Source organism: Vibrio sp. Vf1514, from assembly GCF_052076135.1.
Lineage (GTDB): Bacteria > Pseudomonadota > Gammaproteobacteria > Enterobacterales > Vibrionaceae > Vibrio > Vibrio furnissii.
Map to the genome: position 1 here is coordinate 1,112,296 of NZ_CP197268.1, position 26,336 is coordinate 1,138,631.

Sequence of the window (26,336 nt, forward strand, 5' to 3'; positions counted from 1 at the left end):
TGGTTATGAATCATACGCATTGTATTGGAATTCACTATTTTTCAACCAAAGCAAGGCAATTGTGCAAAAACATATAGGTGAAAGACCGAATAACAAAAAAATTATCGGAAAGAACAAACCAAACAATACTAATATCATCCCTACCAAAATCGTCATTAGGAATGTCTGCTTATCATTTATCAACAATGATAAAGCACTAACAAAATTATTTTTTATTCCATCTGTATCATAAATACTGAATTGAATCATCAAATAGTATATTAATGCGATTAGTAATAACGTTAAAGGGAAGAAACTTATTGCTATAAGCGAATATAATTCACTTAAATTTATTATTCCCCAATTTACGTACCAGAGAAGTGATAATGTAGGTATTAATACTGCCCAACCAACTTTATTACTTCGTAAAAATTCACGTTTAAAGACAGTCCACATCGTCTTGAGCGTCGATTTTTCAGCACCGTTAAGATATTGTCGGATGATGAAACACATTGTGACGGTCGCAGGGAAAAAACCAAAGACAACACCACCGAGTAGTGTGAACAAAACCCATGTAATATTTAACCAAACCAAACGCGATAACCACCGACAAAAATTGATCAAAGGCGACGTTGACATCATCTTTATCCCTTCACCGCACCGTTAGTTACACCCGCATAAATTTGCTTCTGTAGGGATAGGAAGATGACGACCGAAGGTACAAGAATAATAATAATTCCTGCAGATATTGTGGTCCATTCCGTACCGAATACCGATGTAAATTTATAGAGAGCTGTCGATACTGTTACCTGTGAAGATTCTGGCAAGTACAACAAAGGGAAATAAAAATCGTTGTAGATAAAAATAGTTCGTAGGATGATGATGGTCGCGATAGCTGGTTTCAACAAAGGCAGAATAATCTTTCTATAGATAAGAAAATACGATGCCCCTTCCATTTTTGCGGCCTCATCAAGTTCGACAGGAATACCTTTCATGAATTGAAGGAAAACATAGATCATCACAACATCAGCACCAATATATAATAATACGACTGAAGCTTTATTATTGATTAATCCTAATGACTTGATAACTTCGAAGGTCGCAACTTGTGTGGTAACCGCAGGTATAACCATAGCAACAACGTAAGCTAATAAAACTAACTTCTTCCCACGAAATTCAAATCTCGATAACACATAGGCAACTTGGGTTCCGAAGACGATAGTAAAAAACAACGAAATTAATAAAATAGTCCCGGTATTGAGAAAAGCTAAACCGAGATCGCCATCGGTAAACACTTTAATATAATTACTAAAGTTAAGAAACGAATCAGGTATACCAACCTTACTCGTATTATAATACTCATCCAGTGTCTTAAACGATGCCATAAGAACAGAATATGGTGGTACAAGTACAGCTAATGAAGCCAAAGCTAATGTGAGATACTTAAAACCCGACCAAAATACCCATGAAGGATTTGACATATTTTTTCTAAAACGGGCTTTTCGCATTTCTCGTTTAGAACGCTCAACTCTATTGATAACCAGTTGCTCTTCATATGTCGTTGCAGTGGTTTGTTCAGACATATCAGTTTTCTCCTTTAAACAACACTTTTTGAAGAATCATAAACAAGACAACGATCATCAGCAGTAGCACTGCCATCGCAGAGGCAAGGCCAAAATCATTGAAATTGAATGCAGTTTCCAATGTAGCCATTACAAAGGTCTTGGTTCCGTTTGCACCTTTCGTAATGATCATAGGGATTTCAAACACCGACAGGGACCCCACAAATGCTAACAGCACTTGCAATCCGATCACGAGTTTAATGGAAGGTAACGTAATAAAGCGGAATTGTTGCCATTCACTAGCCCCTTCAATTCGTGCGGCTTCATATTGGTCTTGCGGAATCGACTGTAAGACACCAAAAAATAGAATTAGGTTAAAGCCCAAATAACGCCAAATCGATGCTGCAACAAGCGCCCAGTTAACAACATTGCGATCCATTAACCAAGGCTTAATCCAATCATCCAAACCAATCAAGATCAAGAAGCTATCTAACGCGCCATCGACTTGGTAGAAAATTTGAAAAACCATCGAGGCCGCGACTGCATTCAAAACAAACGGGATAAAAAGTAGTGTCTTAAACAAATTCCGGCCAGCGAGTTTGGAATTGACCAGTACAGCAAACCACAGTGACAGAGTCAGTTGAATGACCGCGCCTGCAAAGTAGTACAACGTCACTAACAAAGGATTCAACTGATCAGGTTCTTCCCATAAGTACGTATAATTTTCTAGACCAATAAAATTTTTGACTGGTGCATAACCATCCCAGTCGGTAACACTCATGTAAAACAGTTGGCTGGCAGGGTAATACGAAAAGGTAAATAGTAATGTCAATGGTATCGCCAAGAACATGACGATAATCAACCTCTGCTGCTGCTTTAACGTTAAGTTAAACATAAAAACTCCCAATAACGTCCAACCTTCAACTAGTTCAGTCAGACTAATTCATCTCATTCCCGAACAAATCTTAACGTTACGATTTTGTCATCGCAATCAACTATAAGCGTCACATAAGGTTAATGTGAAACGGATCAATAAACAGCACCTCTCCACCCTATCATTTGTGATCAAAGCCCACATATGTCCGCTTTGTTAAAGAAACAAGATTCTCACCTACTTATGAGAATCCAACAAAATCGAAACGTTACGAATTTAAGTTAATTTGCTTGGTAATAATGATGCTCTGTAGTGAGTAGGCGGCTTTCCAAAGTGCTTTTTAAACCGATGAGTGAAGTTATTAGGGTCTTTGTAACCTAATCGTAAAGCAATCATCGCTATCGACCAATCTTTGTGGCTCAGCAAATCCGTCGCTTTTTTCATGCGTAAAGTTAAAAGATAATCACGCGGCGACATACCAACAAGCTGCTTAACAACACGATTTAACTGTTCTTCACTCAGAAAAGTAAGTTCAGCGATTGTCGATACTTTCCAATCAAGATGCAGTTGCGATTCGACGCTATTCAACACACTAAGTACCCGCATATGAGTATCTGAAATATTCGCGGTAACACTAGACAGTACTTTCGCCAACTCACTTAGCATCATGTTCCTAAAAGCAGAACGGCCGCCAATTTCTCTGTAAATCAACGAAGTAAGAGACCAAATAGATTCACAAGCATCAAAGTGAATAACCGGACGATTGATTCGTAACAAATTTGTCCAAGTGTCTGAACTATGTAAAAGGAGCCAAACCATTTTCCAAGACTTGCATGGGTAAGCAAGCTCAAAACAAAATGGCTTCTCACTCGGTAGTACTGTGATTGTATTGGGCAATATATCAAAAACACCTTCATCTGTAGAAAGTACTCCCGCGCCTTCTAATGTCACCAGCACAGTATGAATATCAGGCCGAGAGCGCTCGACTCGATAACCCTCTTTAAGATGAGCAAGACCAGCCATGAAAATATCATACTGCTTCATCTCTGCGATATCGGACGCAACAAGGAAGCGCTCTTCACATTCGGCAGCAAGATAAACTTCATCATTCCAAATTTTACACATTGCTTAACCTCTCACATGACGGATTCGAACAGATTTTCACCTGAACACAACATTCTCAATCGTTATTCGTTCGCTTAAAGTTCGCACATCCAAATTCATTCAACGATGAGACGTAGCCTACATGTTTCAAATCGATAATAAAGACAAAAATTTGCTTTCTCAAACGGTCAGAATCGGTCTGCCCGTTGCAATACAAAGTGCTTTAGTCGCAATACTGTCTTTAGCTGACGTATTGATGGTGAGTAACTTTGGGACAGAAGCGACCGCGGCGGTCGGTCTTGCGTCTAAATGGCACTTTGTCGCTATCATGCTTATGGCGGGGCTATCGACTGCAAGTGGCATTTTAATTGCACAATTTTGGGGGAAGAACGACCCAACATCAGCCAAAACGGTCACCATAATTGCTATCAAAGCCGGAACGATTCTTTTGACCCCCATCAGTGTCATATTTGTTGTGTTTTCGGATCATATACTTCATATCCAAACCAATGACATGAATGTCGTCCGACTCGGTTCTGAATATCTGTGGTACGCATCCCCCGTATTACTTCTGACCCATTTAGTTATCGTATTCGAATCAACCATGCGCTCTACGAATGACGCTTTTACACCCTTACTTATCGCAGTAATGACGATCGCCATCAACATCATACTGAATTACGGTCTTATATCTGGAAATCTTGGTATGCCAGCATTAGGTGTTGCTGGAGCCGCCTTAGCGACCACAATATCAAGGATTGTCCAGCTTGCCGTTTTTTTGAGTTACTTTCATATCAAACGACATTGGCTACAGTCAGTCTCTCAACTTAGAGATAGCGCCACGCTTAGAATCACTTATAGAAGACTAGCCATTCCAGCTGTTGCAAACTCATTGTTGTGGGCCATGGGAACAATGGTCTATCAGACGATTTTTGGCCACATGGGAACATTGGAACTTGCGGTATACAGCACATTAGGCCCATTTGAATCGCTGTGTTATTCGTTGTTCTTTGGGCTTTCTGTCGCTTGTTCTGTCATGATTGGACAACGTTTAGGCGGGAAAAATTATGACGATGCATTCAAGACATCCGTGATGTTTACTAAGGTCTTTGGCTTACTCGGTATTATTTCATCTGCTGTTTTGCTTTTACTACAACCTTTGCTTTTACGCTTATTGGCAATGGACTCAGAACAATTTTTGCCAATCTCAAAACCCGCAATAACAATACTAAGTATCGCTGTCAGTCTGAAAATGATTAACATGATTATGATCAATGGCATTTTAAGATCAGGAGGCGACAATGCATTCTGTTTACGCACCGATTTCGTGGCAATGTGGCTGTGTGGTATACCCATTACAGCTGTCGGCGCATTTTTCATGCAGATGGATTTCCAATACGTCTACGCACTCATGCTCGTTGAAGAATTCATTAAGTTGTTTATGTGTTGGCGACGCTATCGAACAAAAGTCTGGCTTCGAGATTTGACTGATGAAATCGTTCTAAGTTAGAAAAAAAGTTCATCCTGCCGCTAAAACGGTTATTGCTCTATCACAATTCATGTTTAATGGCACCGAGTCTATTCACACGGATCCATCATTCACCTTAAACACGAACACTGAAAAAACGTATCCCTTGGTGATGTGTCCTGTTATCATCCAAGCGAAATAGTCGGGGGGCCACGCTGAACGCGTTGGCTGAGATCGAAATTCGAGACCCGTTGAACCTGATTCAGTTAGCACTGACGTAGGGAACTATCAGCATTTGCCTTCGCCGAACTTCCTTTGGCGAGCAGCGGCTAATCGGGAAATCGATCGGCGAGCGCGGTAAAAGTCAGTTCCTATACGTCTGGTTATAGGAGCGACCATGACGCAGCATTCACAGCCTTATTCACACCAAACGCCATTCACAACAACACCGCCAGTCGTGTTGACGATCGCTGGCTCAGACAGCGGTGGTGGCGCGGGCATTCAGGCCGACATCAAAGCCATGTCGGCAACAGGCAGTTTTGCCTGCTCTGTCATTACTGCCATTACCTCGCAAAATACACAAGGCGTCTCCGCCATTTTCCCAATTCCACTCGATCATGTGGAAAGCCAACTCGATGCCGTGTTTACCGACCTCAATATCGTGGCCGTTAAAATCGGCATGCTGGCCGATGCCAATATCATCAACGTGGTCGCGAACAAAATTAAACAGTACCAACCCAAGCACCTGGTGATAGACCCCGTGATGGTCGCCACCAGCGGTGATTTATTGCTCGAACACGCCGCAATCAGCACGTTAAAAGAAGCGCTCATTCCGCTTGCGGACATCATCACACCCAATCTTCCAGAAGGTGCTGCGTTAACGGGAAAACCGGTTCCCAACTCTGAAGCTGAAATGAATGCGATGATTGACGATCTTCGTGCGCTTGGTGCGAAAGCGATATTGCTCAAAGGCGGTCATTTGGAAAATGATGACAGCAGCAATGACCTGCTGATCACGCCAGATACTGTGGAACTGATTCGAGCAACACGTTTCCCAACTCAAAATACGCACGGAACAGGCTGCACGCTTTCTTCTGCGATCGCCTCTTACCTTGGCCAAGGCAACAACCTTCACAAAGCCGTACATTTGGCGAAACAGTATATCTCTCAAGCCATCGCCCATGCCGATGAACTAGACGTCGGTCAAGGTCGCGGTCCGGTTCACCACTTCTTTGCGGGTCACGCGAATGTTCGTTAATACGACGACGTCCGTGAATACGATGAAGTCCATGAATACAGTGAAGTCTATGAATGCAATGAGATCCGAGAATCGCATTGGCATTCAGTTTACCAACGCCCGTCTGCAATACAACGACAGTGCCACACCCACACTTGCAGGCGTCAATATGACCCTTCCTGCCGGGCAGTGGACCGTCTTATTGGGGCGAAGTGGCTGCGGGAAAACCACCCTGTTGCGTTACCTCGCCGGTCTGCTCGATGAGCAGGTGATGTGGCAAGGCGAACTAACGACCACAGACGGCATTGCGCTGCACAACCGCATCGCTTACATGGCGCAGCAAGATTTGTTGTTGCCGTGGCTCAACGTGTTCGACAACGTCTGCCTGAGTTCCCGCTTTTCTCACGCTCGCTCAAATCAAGTTGTTGAGCAACAGCGAGCGATGCAATTGCTCGAACAGGTTGGATTAGCTGACTACGCCGATGCCAAACCCGCCCAGCTTTCCGGCGGAATGCGTCAACGCGTGGCACTGGCGCGCACACTGATGCAGGACAAACCATTCGTTTTGATGGATGAACCCTTTTCCGCGCTCGATGCGGTGACTCGCCATAAGCTGCAAACCTTATCGGCCACACTGCTCCAAGGGAAAACCGTCGTCCTGATTACCCACGATCCGCAAGAAGCCGTTCGTCTCGCCAACCAATTGTATGTGCTGCAAGGCACACCCGCACACGCGCAACATCTGCAAACGCCAGATTCGTTGCCCCCGCGCGTGCTGGATGGTGAATGTGCCACCTTGCAACAAGCAATTTTGGATCAACTGGAGAGCGATTATGCGTGAGATGACTCAATACAACGCCGTCTCGACACGCATTCGTAAGAAAGAACGAGTCACGCATCCGATGCTACGTGTGGCGATCAGCACCGCGGTCATCTTGGGCTTGTGGCAACTGATTGTCGTGGTATTCCAGATGCCAAGCTTCATTTTGCCAGCCCCCGTGGATGTGCTGCATCGATTGATTTCACGCTACGACGTGTTGCTTGCGCACACCTGGATCACCGCGCAGGAAATCCTGCTGGGTCTTGGGCTTGGCTTGTCGATGGGGCTGCTGTTTGCTCTGCAAATGTTGCTGTTCGAACCGCTCAAACGTTGGCTGCTTCCCTTGCTTATCGCCAGCCAAGCAATTCCGGTGTTTGCTATCGCGCCGGTGCTGATGCTTTGGCTTGGTTACGGCATCGCATCAAAAGTGGTGATGGCCGCAATCATCATCTTCTTTCCTGTGACGACGTGCTGTTACGACGGTTTACGCAATACCCCAACCGGCTATCTGGATTTGGCCAAAACCATGGGAGCGTCGAAATGGCAACTGCTACGCCACATTCAATTGCCTGCGGCGCTGCCAACCTTGGCCTCGGGTATCCGTGTCGCGGTGGTGATCGCGCCGATTGGCGCAGTCGTCGGCGAATGGGTCGGCTCAAGCGAAGGTTTGGGGTATCTGATGCTGCAAGCCAACGCGCGCATGATCATCGACGAGATGTTTGCAGCGCTGTTTATCCTCGCTGTGCTGTCCATCGCACTCTACTTCATCACTGACAAATTATTAAAAACAGCCATCCCCTGGGAAAACAAATAGGCATAACTTCAAAGGAATAACGCCATGAATAAAAACAAACTGATGAGCGCAGCCGCGCTGCTTGCTGCCATGATCTCAACGAACGTGATGGCCGCCGAAAAAGAGCTGACGCTGATGTTAGATTGGTTCGTGAACCCGAACCACGGCCCCATCGTCATTGCCAAAGAGCGTGGCTACTTCAAAGCGCAGGGGCTGAACGTCAACATTCAAGAGCCGGCCGATCCAAGCACGCCACCAAAACTGGTCGCGGCAGGCAAAGTGGATATGGCAATTTCATACCAGCCCAGCCTGACCATGGATGTCGCAGCCGGGCTGCCGCTGATTCGCTCAGCAACACTCATCGCAACCCCACTCAATACCATGATGGTGCTGGACAACGGCAAAAACGATCGCCTTGCGGATCTCAAAGGCAAGAAGATCGGGATTTCGATTGCGGGAAATGAAGAAGCAACCATCGGCACCATGCTGGCGCAAGAGAACGTGAAGTTGTCTGACGTTCAGATCATCAACGTCGGTTGGGCCCTCTCTTCCGCGCTTGCATCGGGTAAAGTGGACGCCATTTGGGGCGGGCTACGTAACTTCGAAACCAACCAACTTGCCTTGGAAGGTTACCAAGCCAAAGCCTTTTTCCCAGAAGAGCACGGCGTGCCGACCTATGATGAATTAGTTTTCGTTGCGAATGCAAAAACGTACGACAAAGCAGCCATCAAAGCCTTTAACACCGCGCTTGAACAAGCGGTCACGTACATCGTGAACCATCCACAAGCCGCTTGGAAAGAGTTCGTCGCCTACGCGCCCGACACGCTAAACAACGAACTGAACCAACGCGCTTGGAATGACACGCTCACCCGTTTTGCACTTCGCCCGTCAGCAGTTGATCTGAAACGTTACGACGATTATGCCGAATTCATGTACGCACAACACATCATCGACACGCTTCCTAAAGCGAAAGATTACGTCCCGAACTTTGATGAATAACGAGGCAACCCAGCCATGACATACCAAGATTTGATCAACGCTTGCCACGAGGATTGGCAGGCCTACACGGAGCATGCTTTCGTGCAGCAATTGGGCAGCGGCACGCTGGCTCAGCCTTGTTTTTTGCATTACCTAAAACAGGACTTTTTATTTCTAAAACAATACGCTCGCGCCTACGCATTGGCGATTTACAAAGCGCGCACCTTGTCTGACATGCGCCGCGCACTGCCAAGTGTTCACGCGCTGTTGGACTCAGAAATCGCACATCACGTCACGTACTGTGGTCAATGGGGATTGACAGAATCCGATCTGGAAAATGAAGCGGAAGATTTTGGCACCGTGGCCTACACACGTTATGTGTTGGATGCAGGAATGACCGGAGATTTGGTTGACCTGTACGCCGCATTAGCGCCCTGCTCTATCGGCTATGCCGTGATTGGTCAAATGCTGATGGACGATCAAAACACGCTGATCGACGGCAACCCGTACGCCAGTTGGATCACCCTTTATGGCGGTGAAGAGTTCCAGTCTGGCGTTGCCCAAGGTGCCGCGCACTTTAATGAGCTCTTGGCTGAAATCGACATCAACAGCCAGCGCGGCCAGAACCTCATTCAGGTCTTCAAAACCGCGACGCGAATGGAAGTGGCATTCTGGCAACAAGGCTTGAACGCTCAGCACTCGTCATCGGAGACTCAACATGCTTACTGAACAAATCACGCAAGCCTTGAGCGCAGTGCGCCAACACAAACCCTTGGTCGTGAACATCACCAATTACGTGGTGATGAACAACACGGCGAACGCGCTGCTTGCGATCGGCGCATCTCCCATCATGGCGCACTCCCAGCAGGAGATGGCAGAAATGATGTCGTTTGCGGGTGCGTTGGTGATCAACATTGGCACGCTCGATAGCGTTTGGACACCCCGCATGCTGTTTGCCGTCGAACAAGCGAATCTCAACGGGAAAGTCGTCGTCCTCGATCCCGTCGGTTGCGGCGCAAGTACGTTGCGCACCGACACCTCCCGCCAAATTGCACGCTTGGCAGAGAAACTCATTATTCGAGGGAACGCATCAGAGATCATTGCGCTGGCGGGTGAACAAGCGACAAGCAAAGGGGTCGATGCTTTAGACAGCAGCGATGCAGCCTTGGGCGCAGCGCAGTGCCTCGTGGCGGAATATGGCGCCAACGTGGTGATTTCTGGCGAGACCGATTACATCGTGACTAAATCGCAGACCATCACCCTCAGCAATGGCCATGCGATGATGCCCTACGTCACGGGCATGGGATGTACACTGTCCGCACTCACGGGAGCGTTTGCCGCAATCGGCGACGAAACCGGTTTGGCAGCAGCGGCCGTGCTTGGTGTCGCGGGTGAAATCGCCGCAGAACAAGCACGCGGGCCCGGCAGCTTGCAGTTCATCTTACTAGATACCTTGTATCAGCTTGATGAGCACACCTTAGCGAATCGACTCAACATTCAACGTCTTTCTTAATGAAACGATGGGCGATGAAACAATGAAACGATGAATTGATGAAATAAGTACTGCATCATCTTGAGGAAGGACGCTCCATCGCCCTTCCTTTTATCATTCCCTCGTTATATGACCAGCCTCTTGAATACTTGCGACCAGTGAACTGCCAGCGGCTTCGCAAAATCGTATTCATATCTCCTTATTTTTTGCCTATTCGTCCAATCCGGCGCTTGGCTGGGGGGTGCGTATTTATCCAACGCACCGCTTGCGTTATGATTGGCGAAAACAAAAGCAATTAAACAAATACGGACACTGCGCCGAGCCTTTCACGCTTTCATTCCCTCGTTCCAACCTGACGTTTTAACGCGGTTCAATAAAAGTGCCCCTGCGCTGGTGACGCCTCGCTGCGTGACTGAGAACGGCCGTATCATTGTCTCGTCTGGACTGTCACTCATGCAATTATTTCAACACCTGAAGTGGTTTTTCCGCCAGCATCGCTGGACCTATGCGTTGGCGCTCTCGATGCTTTTTGCCGTCGCGATGCTCAACATGGCGGTGCCGTGGTTTATCGGTCACGCGATTGATAAACTCTTGGAAACCCGCGATTTCTCTCAAGCAGAATATTACCTGTTTGCCCTTGTTGGCGTCAGTATTCTGGTTTATCTGTTGCGCTACGGCTGGCGTCGCGTGCTGTTTGGTACGTCTTACCAACTCGGCAATATTCTGCGCGAGCGCTTTTATCATCGCTTACTGCGACAAGGCCAAGCGTTCTATAACCTGCACTCCACGGGCGACTTAATGGCGCGCGCCACCAACGACATTGATGCAGTGGAAATGGCGGCCGGTGAAGGGATTTTGTCCGGTTTTGATGGCCTGATGACCTTCATTTTGGTGTTGGTGATGATGTTTGTGTTTATCGACTGGCAACTGGCGGTGCTGGCAATTTTGCCTTTCCCGTTTATGGGATATGGCTTCTACAAGCTCTCGAACCGCATTCACTACCAATTCAAAGACACACTCGATACCTTTTCGACCCTTAACGAACAAGCGCAGCAATCGGTGGCTGGCATTCGCATGATCAAATCCATGGGCCGCGAAACCATCGAAGCCAACAAATTTGAACAGATTGCCGAACAAGCCGCGCAAACCACCTATAAAGTGCAGCGCTCAGAGGCGCTGTTCGACCCAATCATTCAGCTCAGCTTAGGTGCCGCCTTATTGATTGCGCTGCTGGTCGGCGGCTGGCAGATCAGCAACGGCGCCCTCACGGTTGGGCAACTGACCAGTTTCACGCTCTATCTTTCTGAGCTGATTTGGCCGATGTACGCGTTCGGCTGGCTGATGAACATTCTGCAACGCGGGAATGCGGCCATTGGCCGTTTGGAAGCGCTTTTGAACCTGCCCGATTCAATTGACGATCGCGGCACCACTCAGCCCAGCGGCTATGCGCTTGAGATCGACCAACTGCGCTTTCAGTACCCAGATACCCAACACGCCTCGCTCAACGATATTTCCGTCCGTGTCGATGAGAATCATGTGCTGGGCATCGCCGGTGCCACTGGCGCAGGTAAATCGACCTTGTTGCATTTACTGATGCGTTATTGGGAAGCCGAGCAAGGCGCGATCCACGTGGGCGGCGTGCCGATTCAATCCATTCCACTCAGCGAGTTGCGCAGTCTGTATGCGTACGTGCCGCAGGATGCATTTTTGTTCAGCATGAACATCATGGAAAACATTCGAATCGGGCGCAGCAACGCCACGGATGACGAGGTATACCAAGCCGCTCAACTGGCCGCGATTCACGACGATATTGAGCAGTTCCCTGACGGCTATCAAACGCTGGTTGGCGAACGCGGCGTGACGCTTTCCGGCGGTCAGCGCCAGCGTATTTCGATTGCGCGCGCTTTGATCAGCCAAGCGCCGATTCTGGTGCTGGACGATGCGCTGTCGGCAGTCGACATCAAAACTGAGAAAGAGATCATCGAGCACTTACAGCAACGACGCGATCAAACCCTCATTGTGGTGAGTCATCGCTTATCTGCGATTGAACGTGCCGACAACATTGTGGTGTTGGCACATGGCGAAGTGATTGAAAAAGGCACGCATCGCGAGCTGATTCGTCAAGATGGTTGGTACGCACGCATGGCCGCTTATCAACAAATGGAGCAAGCTTTGGAGAACGAATTACAATGAGTACCCAACCGACACAAGCCAAAAGCTCCGGCTCACTGAAATTGTTGATGAGCTATGTATTTGCTGAAAAAGCCCTGTTCATCAAAACCTTGCTGTTGGTGGTCTTGGCCACCGCGTTTGACGTGCTTGGGCCAATGCTGAGCAAAGTGTTCATCGATGAATTCGTCATGCAGGATCATTACCCGCTGTGGCCTGTGGTGGGCGTGATCAGCCTGTTCGTTTTTTCGGTGCTGATGGGAACCTACCTCAAATACAAACAGACACTGCGTTTTCTGGATATTGCGTTAAATGCCGTGCTCGATATACGTAAGCGATTGTTTAAACACGTGTTAACGCTGCCGGTGTCTTTCTTTGATTACGCACGTACCGGGCAATTGGTGAGCCGACTGACCAACGACACCGAATCGATCAAAGACATTTACGTGCAGTTTTTGTCGAACATTCTCGCCAACTTGATCATGCTGATCGGGATTTTAACCGCCATGGCCATTTTGGACATTCAGCTGATGCTGGTCGCGTTGCTGCTGATCCCAGCGGTGGTGATCCTGATTTATCTTTACCAGAAATTCAGTGTCAAAGCGGTCACCGAAAGCCGTCAACTACGCTCAGACATTAACTCAACCATGAATGAGTCGATCTCTGGCATGACGGTGATTCAAGCCACCAATCAGCAACATGCTAAGCTCGAACAGTTTCAAGCCATCAACCAGGGCTACTACACCACGCGACTCAAATCAGTCACCGTTGGCTCTTTATTACTGCGTCCGGCGATCAACTTGTTGAGTATTTTGGTGCTCGGCGGTGTGGTGTGGTTCTTTGGTTTGAAAGTGGTGCAAGGCGTGGCCGAAATTGGCGTGCTGTACGCCTATCTGAACTATTTGGGGCGCTTTACTGAGCCCTTGGTTGAGATCACGCAGCGCTTTAGTCTCTACCAGCAAGCCATTGTGGCGGGCGATCGCGTACATGAATTGCTGCAAGAGCCGGCGGCCAATGAAGGCACTGCGCGCTGGCATGAGATTTCGCGCGGCGACCTGAGCATTGAGCAACTGACGTTCAGTTATCAAAAAGACAAACCCGTTCTGCACAACATCGATGTCACCGTCGATGCGGGACACTTCTACGCCATCGTCGGCCATACCGGCAGCGGCAAATCGACGCTCCTTAACTTGCTGCTCAATTTCTATCAGCCTCAATCCGGCAACATTTGCATTGATGGCCATCCCTTGAATGAGTATGACCCGCACACGCTGCGCCAAGGCATTGGCTTTATTCCACAAGAGCCGTTTGTGTTGGCCACCACCGTGTTCGACAACATCGACATGGGAAGAAATTTGACTCAAGAAGCGGTGGAACGCGCCGCCAAACAGGCGCACCTGCATGACGTGATTTGCGCGATGAACGACGGGTATCAAACGGAACTCGGCGAAGGCGGATTGCGCCTCTCGACTGGTCAGCGCCAACAGTTGATCATCGCCCGCGCGTTAGCCGGATCCCCCAAAATTCTGCTACTGGATGAAGCGACCGCCAACATCGACAGTGAAACCGAACACGTGGTGCAACGTGCGTTGAATGAACTGCGCGGCAAAGTGACGTTGATTGTGGTTGCGCACCGCTTGTCGACCATTCATCACGCCGACAAAATTCTGGTACTGGATAAAGGGCAGTTGATCGAGCAAGGCAATCACCAACAGCTGATGACTCTCCAGAACGGACGTTACCGCGCGATGTATGAGCTGCAACAACAAGAGCAAATGGTGGCGCAAGCCGAGCAAAGCCGATACGTTTCCGCCTAGCGCTCTGTTTGACGCTCAAAATGCGTTCACTGCAGCGAGCAGGGGAATACCACGATGTATAGAAGAAAACTTTTGTTAGTAGATAACTTCCGTGCCTAGAAAATCGTTTCGCGCATAAAAAAGGCCGCCGAGTGTGCACTCCGCGGCCATTTCTTTATTCAGTGCCAACATCAAGCTGACAGGGCTTCGCCGCCCGATGGGCAGCGACAACCATTATTTGTAGTACGCTTCGACCGTGCCTTTCAGCGTCATCAGCAACGGTTGACCACGACGGTCGAGTGCTTTTGGCGCAGCAACTTTTACCCAGCCTTCGCTGATGCAGTATTCTTCAACATCAGTACGCTCTTTGCCGTTGAAGCGAATGCCGATTTGGTGCTCGAAGCATTCCGCAACAAAATGTGGGCTGCGAGGATTACCGGCGAGGCGATCGGGTAGTGCTGGTTTTGCAGTCGTGTCGTTCATAGTATTGACCCAGTGTCATGAAAAAGTGCGCCATTTTAGACAAAGCGCTGCGCAGGCTCAAGCAAACAATCTCGCTTTGTGCGCGCGAATGCGCTTTATCTGACACAAATAATAGTACGGAATGATTGTATCCAACGTCATCTCTGAGCATACTGATGATTCTGTTTCGTTTGGATGACATAGGCAATCATGGCAAATCAGGCACTCACAAGGCTGGCCATATTCCTCGCCGCTTTTATCATCACTTTAGGTCTTATCGAAGTGACGGCTTACTCTGTTCAGAAAGATGAACAAATCCGCTTCGCCCACGAAGTATTGCGCGAAGCCGAAGACGCCTCCGAACAAATCACGGATGCGCTCACTGTCACCAATACCATCGCTGAACCCAGTTGTGATACCGCCACCATGACGGTGATTCGCCAGTTGGTTCACGAAAATTCTGAAATCTACGACATCGGCTTCATGAACGACGAGTCCGTGCTGTGTACTGCGAACTGGGGGCAATTTCCCCCCGTCGATATCGGCCACAAATTCCAAACCGCATTCAAAGGCTATCGTTTTTACAAGCAAGTCGAACATCTGTTTCCCGTCGACGACAAGTATGATCTAACTCGCTTGAACCACTTCGTCACCTTAACGATTCCCGATCAGTATCAACACTTGATGCAGCGCATGCCCAAGTTTCGTTTCAGCGTTGAATCGGCCACACATGAACACATTTTCACTCAGTACACGCCCGTCTCTCACTACGGAAACGACTTCCCTGCACTTCGCATTGACACCGAAACCTGCAGTGACAAATTCAATTATTGTGTCCATACCGCCAATACCAAAGCAGGATTAGCGAGTTACTCGCTCGATATGCTGCTGATTTGTATCGCGCTCGCGCTGCTGTTCAGTTTGCTGCTCGCCTACTTTTTCTGGACATTCATGGGCCGTCGCCACTCCATGGAGCAGCGCTTTCGAGAAGCATTGTCGCAGAAAAAATTGTACATGGAGTACCAGCCGATTGTGGTGGCGCGCGATCAGCGCATTAAGGCCGTCGAAAGTTTGGTGCGTTGGGAAGACAGCCAATATGGCCGCGTGTCGCCAGAACTCTTTATCGGCATTGCTGAAAAATTGTCGCTGTACCCACAATTGGCCTACTTCATCGTTGAGCGCTCCATCAGTGAAATGGCGCCCATCATGCGAGAACATCCCGATTTAGCGCTCGGCATCAACATCACTGCGTTCGAACTTCAAGACCCGCACTTTCTGCCGTATCTTGACAAACTGACCACCGAATATGGAATTCCAAACGCCAAGATTAAGATAGAAATTACCGAACGAATCGACCTTCCGCTGCTCGAATTGGCCGACTTCTCGCGAGATGCAAAAGCGATGGGATTCGTGGTGGTGCTGGATGATTTTGGCACCGGCGTGGCGAACTTGGTGTGGTTGACGGAAATGGACTTCGACTACATCAAAGTTGACCGCGTGTTTGTGAATGCTCTCAACTACGACATCAAACGCAACATCGTGCGCCCGGTGATGGAACTTCTCACCAACCTCAACAAACAAGTCATTTTTGAAGGGGTTGAAACGGAACATGAGTTCAACATCATCAAAGACAACTACCCCGACGCCTCAATTCAGGGGTGGTACTTCTATAAGTCACTGCCGTCTGGTGAACTTCGTGACGTGCTCAACGCGCGTAAACCTTGCAGCTAGCTACGCATCGTGGAAGCAAATAAGCAATCACGACCAGCGCCAGGTGATGAAGAATGGGCTGCGTCCATCAAGGACGAATGAATCAGCTATAAAGCGACGGCGCCAAGATTTTGCATTTGACGCAATACCCAGTTCACACGCTGCTGCACATACTGCGTCATCGGGTACGGTTGAATTCGGTACGGATTGGGTAAAACCACGGCCAGTTGCGCCGCTTGGTAACGCGTTAAATGCGCCGCCGACACACCAAAGTAGTGTTCACTGGCTGCTTGAATGCCATAAATGCCCGGTCCGAATTCCACCACATTGAGGTACATCTCCATGATGCGCGCTTTACCCCAAATCAGTTCCAATAACAGCGAAATGTACAGCTCATAGGCTTTGCGCACATAGGTGTGGCTTGGGAACAAAAACACATTTTTCGCAGTTTGTTGGGTGATGGTACTCGCTCCGCGATCAGGGCCGTTCTCACCTCGATTTTTGATTACTGACGCTAACGCATGGGTGTCGATGCCCCAATGCTCTGGAAAACGTTGATCTTCAGACGCCATCACCGCCAAAGGCAACAGCGGCGATGCTGAGGCCAAGGGAATCCATTGATGTTGTGTGTGTGACGGATAGCCTTGCGGTGGAAACAGCATGCGCGACACCTGCCAACCCCAAAAGGGCGGGTTCACGAATTTCAGCACCATCACCAGCACCACCGGCACGCCCAATGCTAGGACGATGGCGGTCATCAACAGTCGTTTCATCCGACGTCGAATTCTTCGAATCAACACATTCACCTTTTGCTTTTTCCTCACCGTTCACCGACGTTGAAGCACAACTCAAAAGCGCTCAGTTAACGCCATCTCGCGCAATCAGTTGTCCGTTGTATGTAAAAGTGGTGACAAATTTACCAATTCAATAACAGCAAGACACATTGCAATCAACCGAGCAAACACAAGCAAACATCGCTGCAGCGTTAACGCGCAGCGCCTGAACGTCGCTGTGGCTCCGCTTGATGCAAGTACCGCGTGAACGTATCGCGTGGGCGCTCAAGCCCGTTTTCGGCCAGCACCCGCGATGCCATACCACGATGATTGCTGCCATGAGTCAACAAATGCAACAAGATCTCTTCCACACTCAATTGGCCAGAATCGCCATCCACAAAGGTAAAGGTCACGACACGTTGCAACGCTTCTGCACTCGCGGTTTGCGCAAACGTCTCCAACCATGAATCGTGGACGTCCATGGTTTGGCGCAGTTCGGCAATGGTCGGGGTTTCGGGGGTGTTGTCAGCGCGGTGTTGCTCCGGCTTGCCCTGAATGCGGCTGATGAACAAGCTATCCACCACCGTTGTATGATTTAAAATACGCACAAAAAACGTTGCATCGTGCTCAGGCAATTGAGAAAACTGCTGCTCCCCCAACGCCAACAACTCACGATTCGCCCACTTCTTATATTGAAACGCTTTGCCAAACTGCATCATTTTTCCTTATCGATTGTCTTTTCCATCGCCCTCACGGCTTCATTGATTGGGCGGAATGCTCACAGCCAATCAACCGACACACACGTTACTCGGATTCCTCACGGACGTCGATAGGCAATAAACCCCGAAGCCGTCATTGTTCAGATGGGGTTAAGTCGAGAAGTGAAACAAAGCGGGTTTGCAAAGCGAGATGTCGCGGGATGAGCCATAAGCATGGCTGAAACACAGATGGGGTTGAAGTGTAGCGTCAGCGGAAAAGCGCAACGCGCCCTTCCGCGAACGAAATGACCTGCGTACGAATTTACTTGAGCAGTTCAGCTTTCGCTTCTTCAAGCTCGGCTTTGGCTTCTTCTAGTTTTTGCATTCTTTTCTTGATCTTATCTTGCTTGCCGGATGCTTGAGCATCTTTCAGATCTTGAATTCGCTCTTCAACTTCACGTTCTTGCTTTCGCACCTTCGCTTGTCGATCGCGGAGCAATCCTTCGTCGGTACAGTGTTGACGAACTTGGCTGAGCGCTTCTTCCAATCCTTCCAATTTACGTTGATTATCGTACTTTTTGGCTGACTCAATTTGCTCCAAAATGGCATGTTCTTTAGCAGCGCACCCTTTTAAAGCTTCATCAGCCAATGCATGCGACAGTGGCAATAACGCCAGCAAACCAACACAAAGCGACTTTTTAATCATACAACCACCTTTTATTTATGAAGGAGTGAGTATGCCATAGGCACGAGAGTTGAAAGTCCACACTTTGCAAAACTTCCCTTACAAATTGCTCACACAAGGCTTCATATGGCTGGTATTTCTATCGGCCATGTCACCAACAAACGGGCAACGCAGCAATGAAAGCACGCGCAAGCCAAAGTGGTAAGCCGTCGTTGACACGATTTGGGTCGACGATTTGGAGTCACTTGAGAGCCAATGGCAGAGAGCATTGAGGTCTCAGAATAAACAGATGACTTCATGATTGGTCATCCGTTTATTCTGACCGTTAGCGATCACTGGTTCGTGCCACGACGTTCGGTTCTGATTGCGCGTGGATTTTTATATTTTGCATCAGTGTATGGTTCACATCACTGTCGCTGTCAGAAGCGTGGGAACTCAGTCGATCGTAGGGGTAGCGGTTCTAAGCAGGAAAACTTTGAATGCACTTAATGTGGATGAGATAAAATTATTTTGAGTTGTTAATGTAGCGCTCAGCACTCGCAAATAGCTTATTACATAGCTTTTCCTGAGCAACATATTCTGCTGAACCTTTGGTCATCAACTCAAGAACTTCTTTCGCATCTTGGTACTCTTTGACCATGACAGCAAATCGTTCTTCAAAGTTATTTTTCTGCATTTTGCTGCTCGATTTCTTGCTCGATTTTCTTACAGGCTTTCTCATATCGTTTCTTACCTTATCTTAACCAAAATGGTTTCTGCTCGTTCTAATCGATGAGCGTCAGTGCTTTCGTATGTGATGCAGATGAATTAGAACGCTCATTGGCACTTGAATTCATCACCAAGGTGCATGGCCGGTTGGATGCCGAACGATGAAGTGATTGATCATGGATTCGTTTCCGTTCACGCAGAACAGAACCCCATCGATCATTCGATTGGCGTTTCGAGTATGGGAGTGGTGATGATATAAAGAAAAAAGATCCCTTCTGTTGAAGGGATCTTTTTATAGAATTCTTAGATTACAGTAACGTTGCCAGCTTGTGGGCCTTTGTTACCTTGTTCTACATTAAAAGAAACCTTTTGGCCTTCAGCTAATGTTTTGAAGCCTTCGCTGGCAATTGAACGGAAGTGAACGAACAGGTCAGCGCCGCCGTTGTCAGGAGTGATAAAACCAAAACCTTTAGTTTCGTTGAACCATTTTACTGTGCCAGTTGCTTGATTTGACATATCTATCTCATTGTGTTGATTGAATTAAAAGGTAAGCTACTAAATAAGGAATGAAGAAAAAGTATCGCAGGATAGATTGACCGACTCTCATCGGAAAACCTAAGAAGATCTTGAACTAAACATACTATCTTATAGCCCACCATTAGAGCTGCGAATACTATACACGAACCACACAGAATAGATACGCATTTCTTCATTAATTTTTTCTTACCATCGACCAAGCTGTGTCAGGTCACCATTGAAAGCGGACACAAGAGCGCCCCGTATGTGAGCACGCAGGCATTTGCCAAAGTGGCACTTCGATGAAAAAGCGAGAGTGAGGGAAGAAAATGGCGTGGTATTTGATAGTTCAAACTACATAGAAGATGGTAGTAGTACTCGCCTTTCTGGTCACTGTAGTGGTTCTTGTGACTTATGCTACTAACGGGATTGGTGCAGTCTGACCAGAGCTCATTAATCAACTCTACGCTTATTGATGTGAGGATCCAACGCCGCTCAATTCGCCAATTTCAACTGACTGAATCATGTTCAGACCAGAGAACAAACACAGTTGGCACTTCGTAACTTAAAAGTGCACCTTCTAATGTTTGTAAAGATACACACATGACCAAAAAATATTTGCTTTAAATCACAATAAGAAAACTTCACAACGGAACTGCGCTATTACAGGATAGATGCCTAAGAATTTTTATATTTGGTGAACTAAAGTAAATACTTGATGAGTGCAAAAATTCAAGTTTTGGTCTGGTAGCTCTAGATTCTCTCCAATGCCTTGTAATTCAGTACTTCTCAGATTTTATGACACAACAAAGGTGTGAGCTATGGATTTTAATGAACGTTTACAGGCATTAGCAGAAAGAATTCCACAAATATCAGATAACCTCCAAACGGAAGAAGCAACAAAAAATGCACTTGTGATGCCATTTCTACACTCAGTTCTCGGCTATGATGTATTTAACCCTAATGAAGTAATTCCTGAATATACGGCTGACACTCCTAATAAGAAAGGAGAAAAAGTAGACTACGCTTTAATAAAAGATAATGAGGTTCAGATATTAATTGAGTGTAAAAAATATAGAGAACCATTATCAATAAAGCATGCTAGCCAATTATTTCGATATTTTTCCGTAAGCAATGCCCGTTTAGCCATTCTAACTAACGGTTCAGAATATAAATTTTTCACAGATCTAGATGCACCAAATAAGATGGATGAGAAACCATTCCTTGAATTGGATTTGGAGAATTTAGATGAACAACTTTTTCCAGAAGTTAAGAAACTAACTAAGAACTCATTTGACATAGAGTCAATAGTGAATGCAGCGGGCGACCTAAAATACTTAAATGGAATCAAAAAACATTTACATGAGCAATTCTCAAGCCCTGATGAAGAATTTGTGAAGTTCTTTGCTTCAAAAGTATATGATGGTGTATTAACTAAAAAAGTTAAGGATCAATTCGCTCCGCTCATAACAAAAGCCTTAAAGCAATTTCTCAACGATAGTGTAAATGCTCGCCTCCAGTCTGCATTAGAAAACAACACTTCGACACAAGAGATAATAGATACGGAAGAAGAATTAAGTGTGGACAAAAACGCTAAAGTCATCACCACGGATGAAGAAGTTGAAGGATATAACGTTATTAAAGCAATCCTGAGGCAACGGTTCGAGGTATCACGCATCGTTGGCCGCGATACACAAAGTTATTTTGGCATATTACTAGATGATAATAATAGAAAACCATTGTGTAGATTGTTATTCAATGGGAAGCAAAAATATCTTGGCATTATGCAAGAAGATAAAAGCGTTATAAGAAAACCAATTGAAAACATCGACGACATATACAGTCATGCTGATGTTCTCTTAGAATCAGTATCTCACTATGAATAACAAACAAACTGTTATTCCATACAATTTATTATAGTGATGAACACACTTCAGTAGATATTCCCCCCCCTGACATTAGAGCACTTCGAAAAACATAAAAAAGCGCCCCTTTCGGAGCGCTTTTCTTATTTGAATGGGTTATTCCCAATCCAGAATCACTTTACCGGAAGCGCCGCTGCGCATCGCGTCGAAGCCTTTTTGGAAGTCATCCACTTTGAAATGGTGCGTGATGATTGGTGTTAGATCTAGGCCAGATTGAATCAGGCTTGCCATCTTGTACCAAGTCTCGAACATGTCAGGCACAAAGGCAGTTTATGCATTAAAAATCAATAAGATAAATAATTCCCATAGTTAACTGGGGCGAAATTGGGGCTATTTGAAATATCGTTAATTTATCCATATGAAAATGCCACCAGCTTATCCCCTTCACGCCACACAGCATAAGACTTGAATACCGCATCAAGCCGCTCTGCGTAGGCATTGAGTACAGAACGAAGCTCATCCACCGTTGTTTCGCGCAGAGAGTTGTCGGCAAGAATCCACTGGCGCGGCGTTGTGCCGGGCAGCGAATTTCGGACTGCATAGGCGATCGCCTCGTTCATGTTGTCGCGGCCTTCTTTGTTGATTTGCCATTCGACCCCATGCACTACGATATTGCCCTCAATCACGCTCTCGCGGTATTGCTTGGCTAAGGCTTGGTGATACTCCGCCAGTACCGTTTCCAGACTGGTGACGGACTTCACTGGCTCTGCATTTGCCCAAGCATCGAGCGCTGCCTCAAACCACGACTCGTTAAACGTGGGTTCATCATCCCCTTCTCCCGGAGTGAAAAACGCGTCGTCATCGAGAGAGGGTTCGTTTTCAAGCCAAGCCAGATAAGCATCGTGGAAGGACCACAACTCACCTTCACACGCCTTTTCCATGAAATATCGAGTGGTGTCGTATGTGGATTTTGCTTTGGCCAGATCCACATCATTCCACGACTTCAAATCCGACCGGCTATTTTGCACCATGTAGGTGATGTCGGCGTATTCATCCACTAAACGCTCGGCGGGTACGGTTTCCCCTGTCCCGCTCTGATAGGTGTAACTCTCAGAGACTTTGTTTCCTGTCGGCTCCCGGCGTGTTTCTTCGTGGTAAAACTCACGGATAGCAAAAGGGACGCTTTCCAGCGTCCCTTGAGTGTTGTTAAACATGGGAAATTCTCCAATGATTAGTTTTTATTTTTGATGAACCCATATGGATTTGATAACTCATGAATAACCGCCAAGCAGTTCACATTTGCTAAATCAGTAAAGCTGGCATTTTTCACTTTCAATTTTGAGTCATCACGCCAGTCCGCATTCACAGCATCAAAACGAAGCGAATTGGCCACAATGTTTAAACTTGCCAAACCGGACCTTGATGTTTGGTGCATCATTACCTTGTACGCGAGCGTATCATTTGACGAATCCAATGCACCAACCGGAGCATGTTTCTGACACTGTAAACCGTTGTCTCCTGACGACAAAAATCCTTGATAATCAAGACTAACTTCAGTTAGCGCAAGCCGCTGACGCGCCGTATCTGGGTCGCTACCTTTTAAAGTAAAGTTAAACAGTGAATAGCCTAGCATTGCACCATAGTTAACGTCCGCAGAGCTGGAAACATCTATAAATCGACCGATGCCACTCTCAGCATTGCAAACCGCCACATTTGAGCTTGGTTTAGTTTGTCCGGCTTTGGCAGTTAACAACATTAACGTAACCCGGCTTTCCGGTATTGTTTCCAACCATGCTTGATTAACAGCATCAATAGCCCCAGAGCCAGTTAACCACGTATCACCAGAATCATCTGTATAGACTCGGGATACTGTTGAGTCTCCTACATGTGGTCTAGAAAAATAATGCAGTTTAGAAGTGTTATCGGGAAGATCAGACACCCAACCACCCGGCCATCCATTTTTGAGGGCATAACACTCAAAAATTTCTGCAGGAGTACCAATGACGTTGAGATAATAAAAGTCGTCTTCCACAGTTAGATTGGTCGCAACATCAATGCCAATGATGATGGTCATGCTGCTGGTAGTTCCGGCAGTAATCCATGTATTGCTCCCAGTTACAGGGTTAACAAGAGCTACTTGACCTTGGTAGTTCCTTGAATAAGCCGTGCAAACATACCACGTACCAGCAACAACTCCAGAGAGAGTCGTGTCTCCACTATCAACAATGTAGACCCACGCTTTATAACCTAAATTCAGCGTTGACTTCGCAGATAAATAGGTTTCTCCTGACTTGATAGAGAAGCCTGCACCGATATACAAGTTTGACGACGAACCTGAAGGAACACCTTCGGAAATCATCCAACGTGTTAAACGCTCTTTACCGCGATAAACACCATTATTCACTTCTTTCTTCACTACAGCAGCTTGTTCTGAACTTGAAGCATCCCAAGCGCCATACTTTAGACGCTGATCAACTACTCCGCCTAAACCGGATGAGTAAATCGCATCAAAAAATAACCCTTTAGGATGTCCCGAAGCTCCACCAATCAAACCAGTTCCGGTGGTAAACCCACCGGCATTAGCCCCTAAGACGTCACCATTCAGAAATGCCTCTCTTAACGTTCTATTTTTTACAGCATGCCAGTAGTTGTTATAAAGGGAACCATCTCCATTTTTACCGTTCCAGCGACGAGTCCCATGCGAATTCGATTGACTGTAAGCCCCTTGGTTAGCACGGGGAACAGTTGTAACTACGTACAGGTAACATTCCCCATTTACGCCAGCACTTGGTACGACTGCATTTGCTCGGCCAGCCTTAAATACCCCGATTTGGTCGTTAACAGCAGAGGGATGGCTGGAACTATACCAAACCCCAACTGAGTTACTAAAATAGTCAGGAGAGCTGTCACTATTTCCCCTTACGCCAACCTGTTTAGCGGCATAAAACAACAACGTATCCGAAACATTGCCGGTTGGAAAAGGTGATAAAAAGTCCCCATTACCTGCACCTCGAATCGTGCGTTGTGAGACCGTCCATTGCACTAGCGTACCATCGTTCATGCGATAGATATTATGTTCCGGATTCTGAAGAATTTTAGCTTGCTGCGCATCACTCAGACTCCCGTCAAGCAAGTTAAACCCACGGCCTCGGCTTGTTATTTCCCCCGGATAAACCGCGAAGTGGGTGATAGGGCGCAGGTTGTTTTCAACGGTAGGAATGCCATCAACTGAAGTGAGTTTTGACTGTTGCATTCCATAACCATAAACAAACGGATCAGCCGCTGTGATCGGACGCAGGAAGAATTCAATAGCGACTAAATCTACTGGGGAAATGACGACTTCTTCCGTAATCGCCCTTAATGAAATATCTTCTATCTTACGAACACCAGTGGTGTTATATAGAATGCCGATTTTAGTACCATCATCTAAATCAGCAGTTGGAGCTGGTAGGGTCACAGATACGCGAGTTTTTGTATCTAAGCCTGCGGGGATTTCAACGTTATGTTGAAATAGTGAATACCAGTTCGTGATTCCAAGGAAGCCAATGGTGCTTATTGCTTTTTCACACGATACCGTGAACTCTAAAACGTAACTTACACCTGCCTTTATGCCGTATACTGGAAGTCGACAAGCTGCCGCCGAGTGCGAGTCTGTTGACCACTCAACACTAGACCGATCTACAATGGTGTCGTAGCAAGCACTTTCAAAGTTACTTTGCGGTATAGCAACATGTCCCTCAAACGCTCGTTCTACTGCTTCGTTAGTGTCTGAGGCTACATCCCCATATTTGGGGTCAATTTCAGTTTCAAAGTTGGTTACAGTACCTAAAGCTGAGTCAGCAACTTCTGTCCCTTTAGGAGATGGCGGTAATGTGAGTTGTGCATTTTCATAAGCCGAATTCAACCCTTTCAAATGGACAGTTACCCCAGCGATGTTAAGCACTGCTTCGTAAGTTTTACTATCTCCCTCAACGCTAGTCAGTCCCGGATAAGCTCCCCACCTTAGAACATTGGCGTTGTTGAGATATGTCCAAAGACCGTTTTGAATAGGTCTGCCATATAGCGGGTTGACATCGTTTCGATGCTTCCCGGCGTGAATCGGTCCACTGGCCGCGTAGAGTTGATTGTTGCGCTCACGGTCGGCAATCATGTCTGATTCGCTGCGCGCGTAGCCAGCACCGGCGATTTCAGCGATCAACGCATTGGCTTGAACTTCCAGCGCGCTGACGTCTTGCTCCATCTGCTTGGCGGTGCGCACGGTGTGTTCGGTGTTGTTGTAGGCTTTAAATGTTACCCACCCATCTTGTGTCCACCATTTTTCCATCTCAGCAAAATTGCCCTGAGTAATAGTCGTTGCTTGGCGCAGTGCGGCCGTGGCCGCATTGAAATCACCAAAAGTAGGAACCACCGCAGACTCAGCATTCGATTGGCTGGCGAAAGACCAGTTTTTCTTTAGCTTAAGCTGACCAATACTGACTTCGATAATTTCAACTAGGTCATATGAACCAATTAACAACCCGTCGCCCGGTTTGATGCTATCGGTTGCCGTATTGGTGACAGTGACGATATTGCTGCCGTTCTGAATCGAGACAGACGGTAAATAAATCCAACCCATAATAACTCCAATAAAAAACCCGGCCGAAGCCG

General features: G+C 47.0%; 22 protein-coding genes, 2 pseudogenes and 1 riboswitch. Of the genes and pseudogenes, 11 read left to right on the plus strand and 13 right to left on the minus strand.

The features are described from left to right. Positions 1-3: 3 nt before the first annotated feature. The 4 genes from ACS18Q_RS19855 to ACS18Q_RS19870 all read right to left on the minus strand — a co-directional run bounded on the left by ACS18Q_RS19855 (position 4) and on the right by ACS18Q_RS19870 (position 3,540). Positions 4-621 (minus strand): YesL family protein, encoded by a 618-nt coding sequence (locus ACS18Q_RS19855; protein WP_395212377.1) that lies wholly within the window; start codon positions 619-621, stop codon positions 4-6. A gap of 2 nt (positions 622-623) precedes the next feature. Further along, positions 624-1,562: a carbohydrate ABC transporter permease gene (locus ACS18Q_RS19860; RefSeq protein WP_004726978.1), complete on the minus strand. Its 939-nt coding sequence runs from the start codon at positions 1,560-1,562 to the stop codon at positions 624-626. Position 1,563: 1 nt separating this feature from the next. Further along, entirely contained in the window at positions 1,564-2,436 is an 873-nt protein-coding gene (locus ACS18Q_RS19865; RefSeq protein ID WP_000482741.1) for a carbohydrate ABC transporter permease, read from the minus strand. A gap of 255 nt (positions 2,437-2,691) precedes the next feature. Beyond that, on the minus strand, positions 2,692-3,540 hold the full coding sequence (locus ACS18Q_RS19870) for a helix-turn-helix domain-containing protein (protein WP_004726979.1): 849 nt from the start codon (positions 3,538-3,540) through the stop codon (positions 2,692-2,694). Positions 3,541-3,661: 121 nt separating this feature from the next. Between ACS18Q_RS19870 and ACS18Q_RS19875 the strand changes: the two genes are divergently transcribed. From ACS18Q_RS19875 to ACS18Q_RS19915, 9 genes and pseudogenes are all read left to right on the plus strand, one after another. Then, entirely contained in the window at positions 3,662-5,029 is a 1,368-nt protein-coding gene (locus ACS18Q_RS19875) for an MATE family efflux transporter (RefSeq protein ID WP_206980743.1), read from the plus strand. A 151-nt stretch (positions 5,030-5,180) separates the two neighbouring features. After that, positions 5,181-5,288, plus strand: a riboswitch (TPP riboswitch). A gap of 96 nt (positions 5,289-5,384) precedes the next feature. Then, the gene (thiD, locus tag ACS18Q_RS19880) at positions 5,385-6,245 is read left to right on the plus strand and encodes a bifunctional hydroxymethylpyrimidine kinase/phosphomethylpyrimidine kinase (protein ID WP_441257732.1); all 861 of its coding nucleotides are present in this window, start codon (positions 5,385-5,387) and stop codon (positions 6,243-6,245) included. Between the two features lie 58 nt (positions 6,246-6,303). After that, positions 6,304-7,065, plus strand: coding sequence for an ABC transporter ATP-binding protein (locus tag ACS18Q_RS19885; protein ID WP_392441688.1), 762 nt, complete (start codon positions 6,304-6,306; stop codon positions 7,063-7,065). Between the two features lie 67 nt (positions 7,066-7,132). Next, positions 7,133-7,858, plus strand: a pseudogene (locus ACS18Q_RS19890) (ABC transporter permease); the annotation flags it as partial. Positions 7,859-7,882: 24 nt separating this feature from the next. Beyond that, positions 7,883-8,836 (plus strand): ABC transporter substrate-binding protein, encoded by a 954-nt coding sequence (locus tag ACS18Q_RS19895; protein ID WP_417870723.1) that lies wholly within the window; start codon positions 7,883-7,885, stop codon positions 8,834-8,836. A 15-nt stretch (positions 8,837-8,851) separates the two neighbouring features. Next, entirely contained in the window at positions 8,852-9,544 is a 693-nt protein-coding gene (tenA, locus tag ACS18Q_RS19900) for a thiaminase II (protein WP_441257733.1), read from the plus strand. After that, a complete protein-coding gene (gene thiM, locus ACS18Q_RS19905) occupies positions 9,534-10,328 on the plus strand; it encodes a hydroxyethylthiazole kinase (RefSeq protein ID WP_004726986.1) in 795 nt (264 codons plus the stop codon). The genes tenA and thiM overlap by 11 nt, the downstream gene beginning before the upstream one ends. A 432-nt stretch (positions 10,329-10,760) precedes the next feature. Next, positions 10,761-12,500: an ABC transporter ATP-binding protein gene (locus ACS18Q_RS19910; protein WP_441257734.1), complete on the plus strand. Its 1,740-nt coding sequence runs from the start codon at positions 10,761-10,763 to the stop codon at positions 12,498-12,500. Next, complete coding sequence (locus ACS18Q_RS19915) at positions 12,497-14,293, plus strand: ABC transporter ATP-binding protein (protein ID WP_154179691.1); 1,797 nt, start codon at positions 12,497-12,499, stop codon at positions 14,291-14,293. Before ACS18Q_RS19910 ends, ACS18Q_RS19915 begins: the two co-directional genes overlap by 4 nt. 213 nt (positions 14,294-14,506) lie before the next feature. On the opposite strand, the gene ACS18Q_RS19920 is transcribed toward ACS18Q_RS19915, so the two are convergent. Then, positions 14,507-14,755, minus strand: a complete 249-nt coding sequence (locus tag ACS18Q_RS19920) for a DUF3297 family protein (protein WP_004726992.1) — start codon at positions 14,753-14,755, stop codon at positions 14,507-14,509. 189 nt (positions 14,756-14,944) lie between these two features. Between ACS18Q_RS19920 and ACS18Q_RS19925 the strand changes: the two genes are divergently transcribed. Beyond that, positions 14,945-16,465: an EAL domain-containing protein gene (locus tag ACS18Q_RS19925; protein ID WP_441257735.1), complete on the plus strand. Its 1,521-nt coding sequence runs from the start codon at positions 14,945-14,947 to the stop codon at positions 16,463-16,465. An 86-nt stretch (positions 16,466-16,551) separates the two neighbouring features. Here ACS18Q_RS19925 and mtgA read toward each other — a convergent pair whose 3' ends face one another. The 5 genes from mtgA to cspE form a co-directional block, all read right to left on the minus strand. Then, a complete protein-coding gene (gene mtgA, locus ACS18Q_RS19930) occupies positions 16,552-17,217 on the minus strand; it encodes a monofunctional biosynthetic peptidoglycan transglycosylase (protein ID WP_217284009.1) in 666 nt (221 codons plus the stop codon). Positions 17,218-17,429: 212 nt separating this feature from the next. Then, positions 17,430-17,933, minus strand: a complete 504-nt coding sequence (locus ACS18Q_RS19935; protein ID WP_014257560.1) for a DinB family protein — start codon at positions 17,931-17,933, stop codon at positions 17,430-17,432. A 304-nt stretch (positions 17,934-18,237) separates the two neighbouring features. Then, positions 18,238-18,621, minus strand: coding sequence for a DUF1090 domain-containing protein (locus ACS18Q_RS19940; protein WP_055465734.1), 384 nt, complete (start codon positions 18,619-18,621; stop codon positions 18,238-18,240). Between the two features lie 484 nt (positions 18,622-19,105). Further along, positions 19,106-19,321, minus strand: a complete 216-nt coding sequence (locus ACS18Q_RS19945; RefSeq protein ID WP_441257736.1) for a hypothetical protein — start codon at positions 19,319-19,321, stop codon at positions 19,106-19,108. A gap of 290 nt (positions 19,322-19,611) precedes the next feature. After that, positions 19,612-19,824, minus strand: a complete 213-nt coding sequence (cspE, locus tag ACS18Q_RS19950; protein WP_004726999.1) for a transcription antiterminator/RNA stability regulator CspE — start codon at positions 19,822-19,824, stop codon at positions 19,612-19,614. A gap of 821 nt (positions 19,825-20,645) precedes the next feature. On the opposite strand from cspE, the gene ACS18Q_RS19955 reads away from it, so the two are divergent. Further along, complete coding sequence (locus ACS18Q_RS19955; RefSeq protein WP_441257737.1) at positions 20,646-21,710, plus strand: type I restriction endonuclease; 1,065 nt, start codon at positions 20,646-20,648, stop codon at positions 21,708-21,710. A gap of 135 nt (positions 21,711-21,845) precedes the next feature. Here the strand turns inward: ACS18Q_RS19955 and tdh are convergent. The 3 genes and pseudogenes from tdh to ACS18Q_RS19970 all read right to left on the minus strand — a co-directional run. Beyond that, positions 21,846-22,004, minus strand: a pseudogene (tdh, locus tag ACS18Q_RS19960) (L-threonine 3-dehydrogenase); the annotation flags it as partial. A 95-nt stretch (positions 22,005-22,099) separates the two neighbouring features. After that, a complete protein-coding gene (locus ACS18Q_RS19965; protein ID WP_441257738.1) occupies positions 22,100-22,903 on the minus strand; it encodes a DUF4376 domain-containing protein in 804 nt (267 codons plus the stop codon). A 17-nt stretch (positions 22,904-22,920) separates the two neighbouring features. Then, positions 22,921-26,304, minus strand: a complete 3,384-nt coding sequence (locus ACS18Q_RS19970) for a hypothetical protein (RefSeq protein WP_441257739.1) — start codon at positions 26,302-26,304, stop codon at positions 22,921-22,923. Positions 26,305-26,336: the final 32 nt, after the last annotated feature.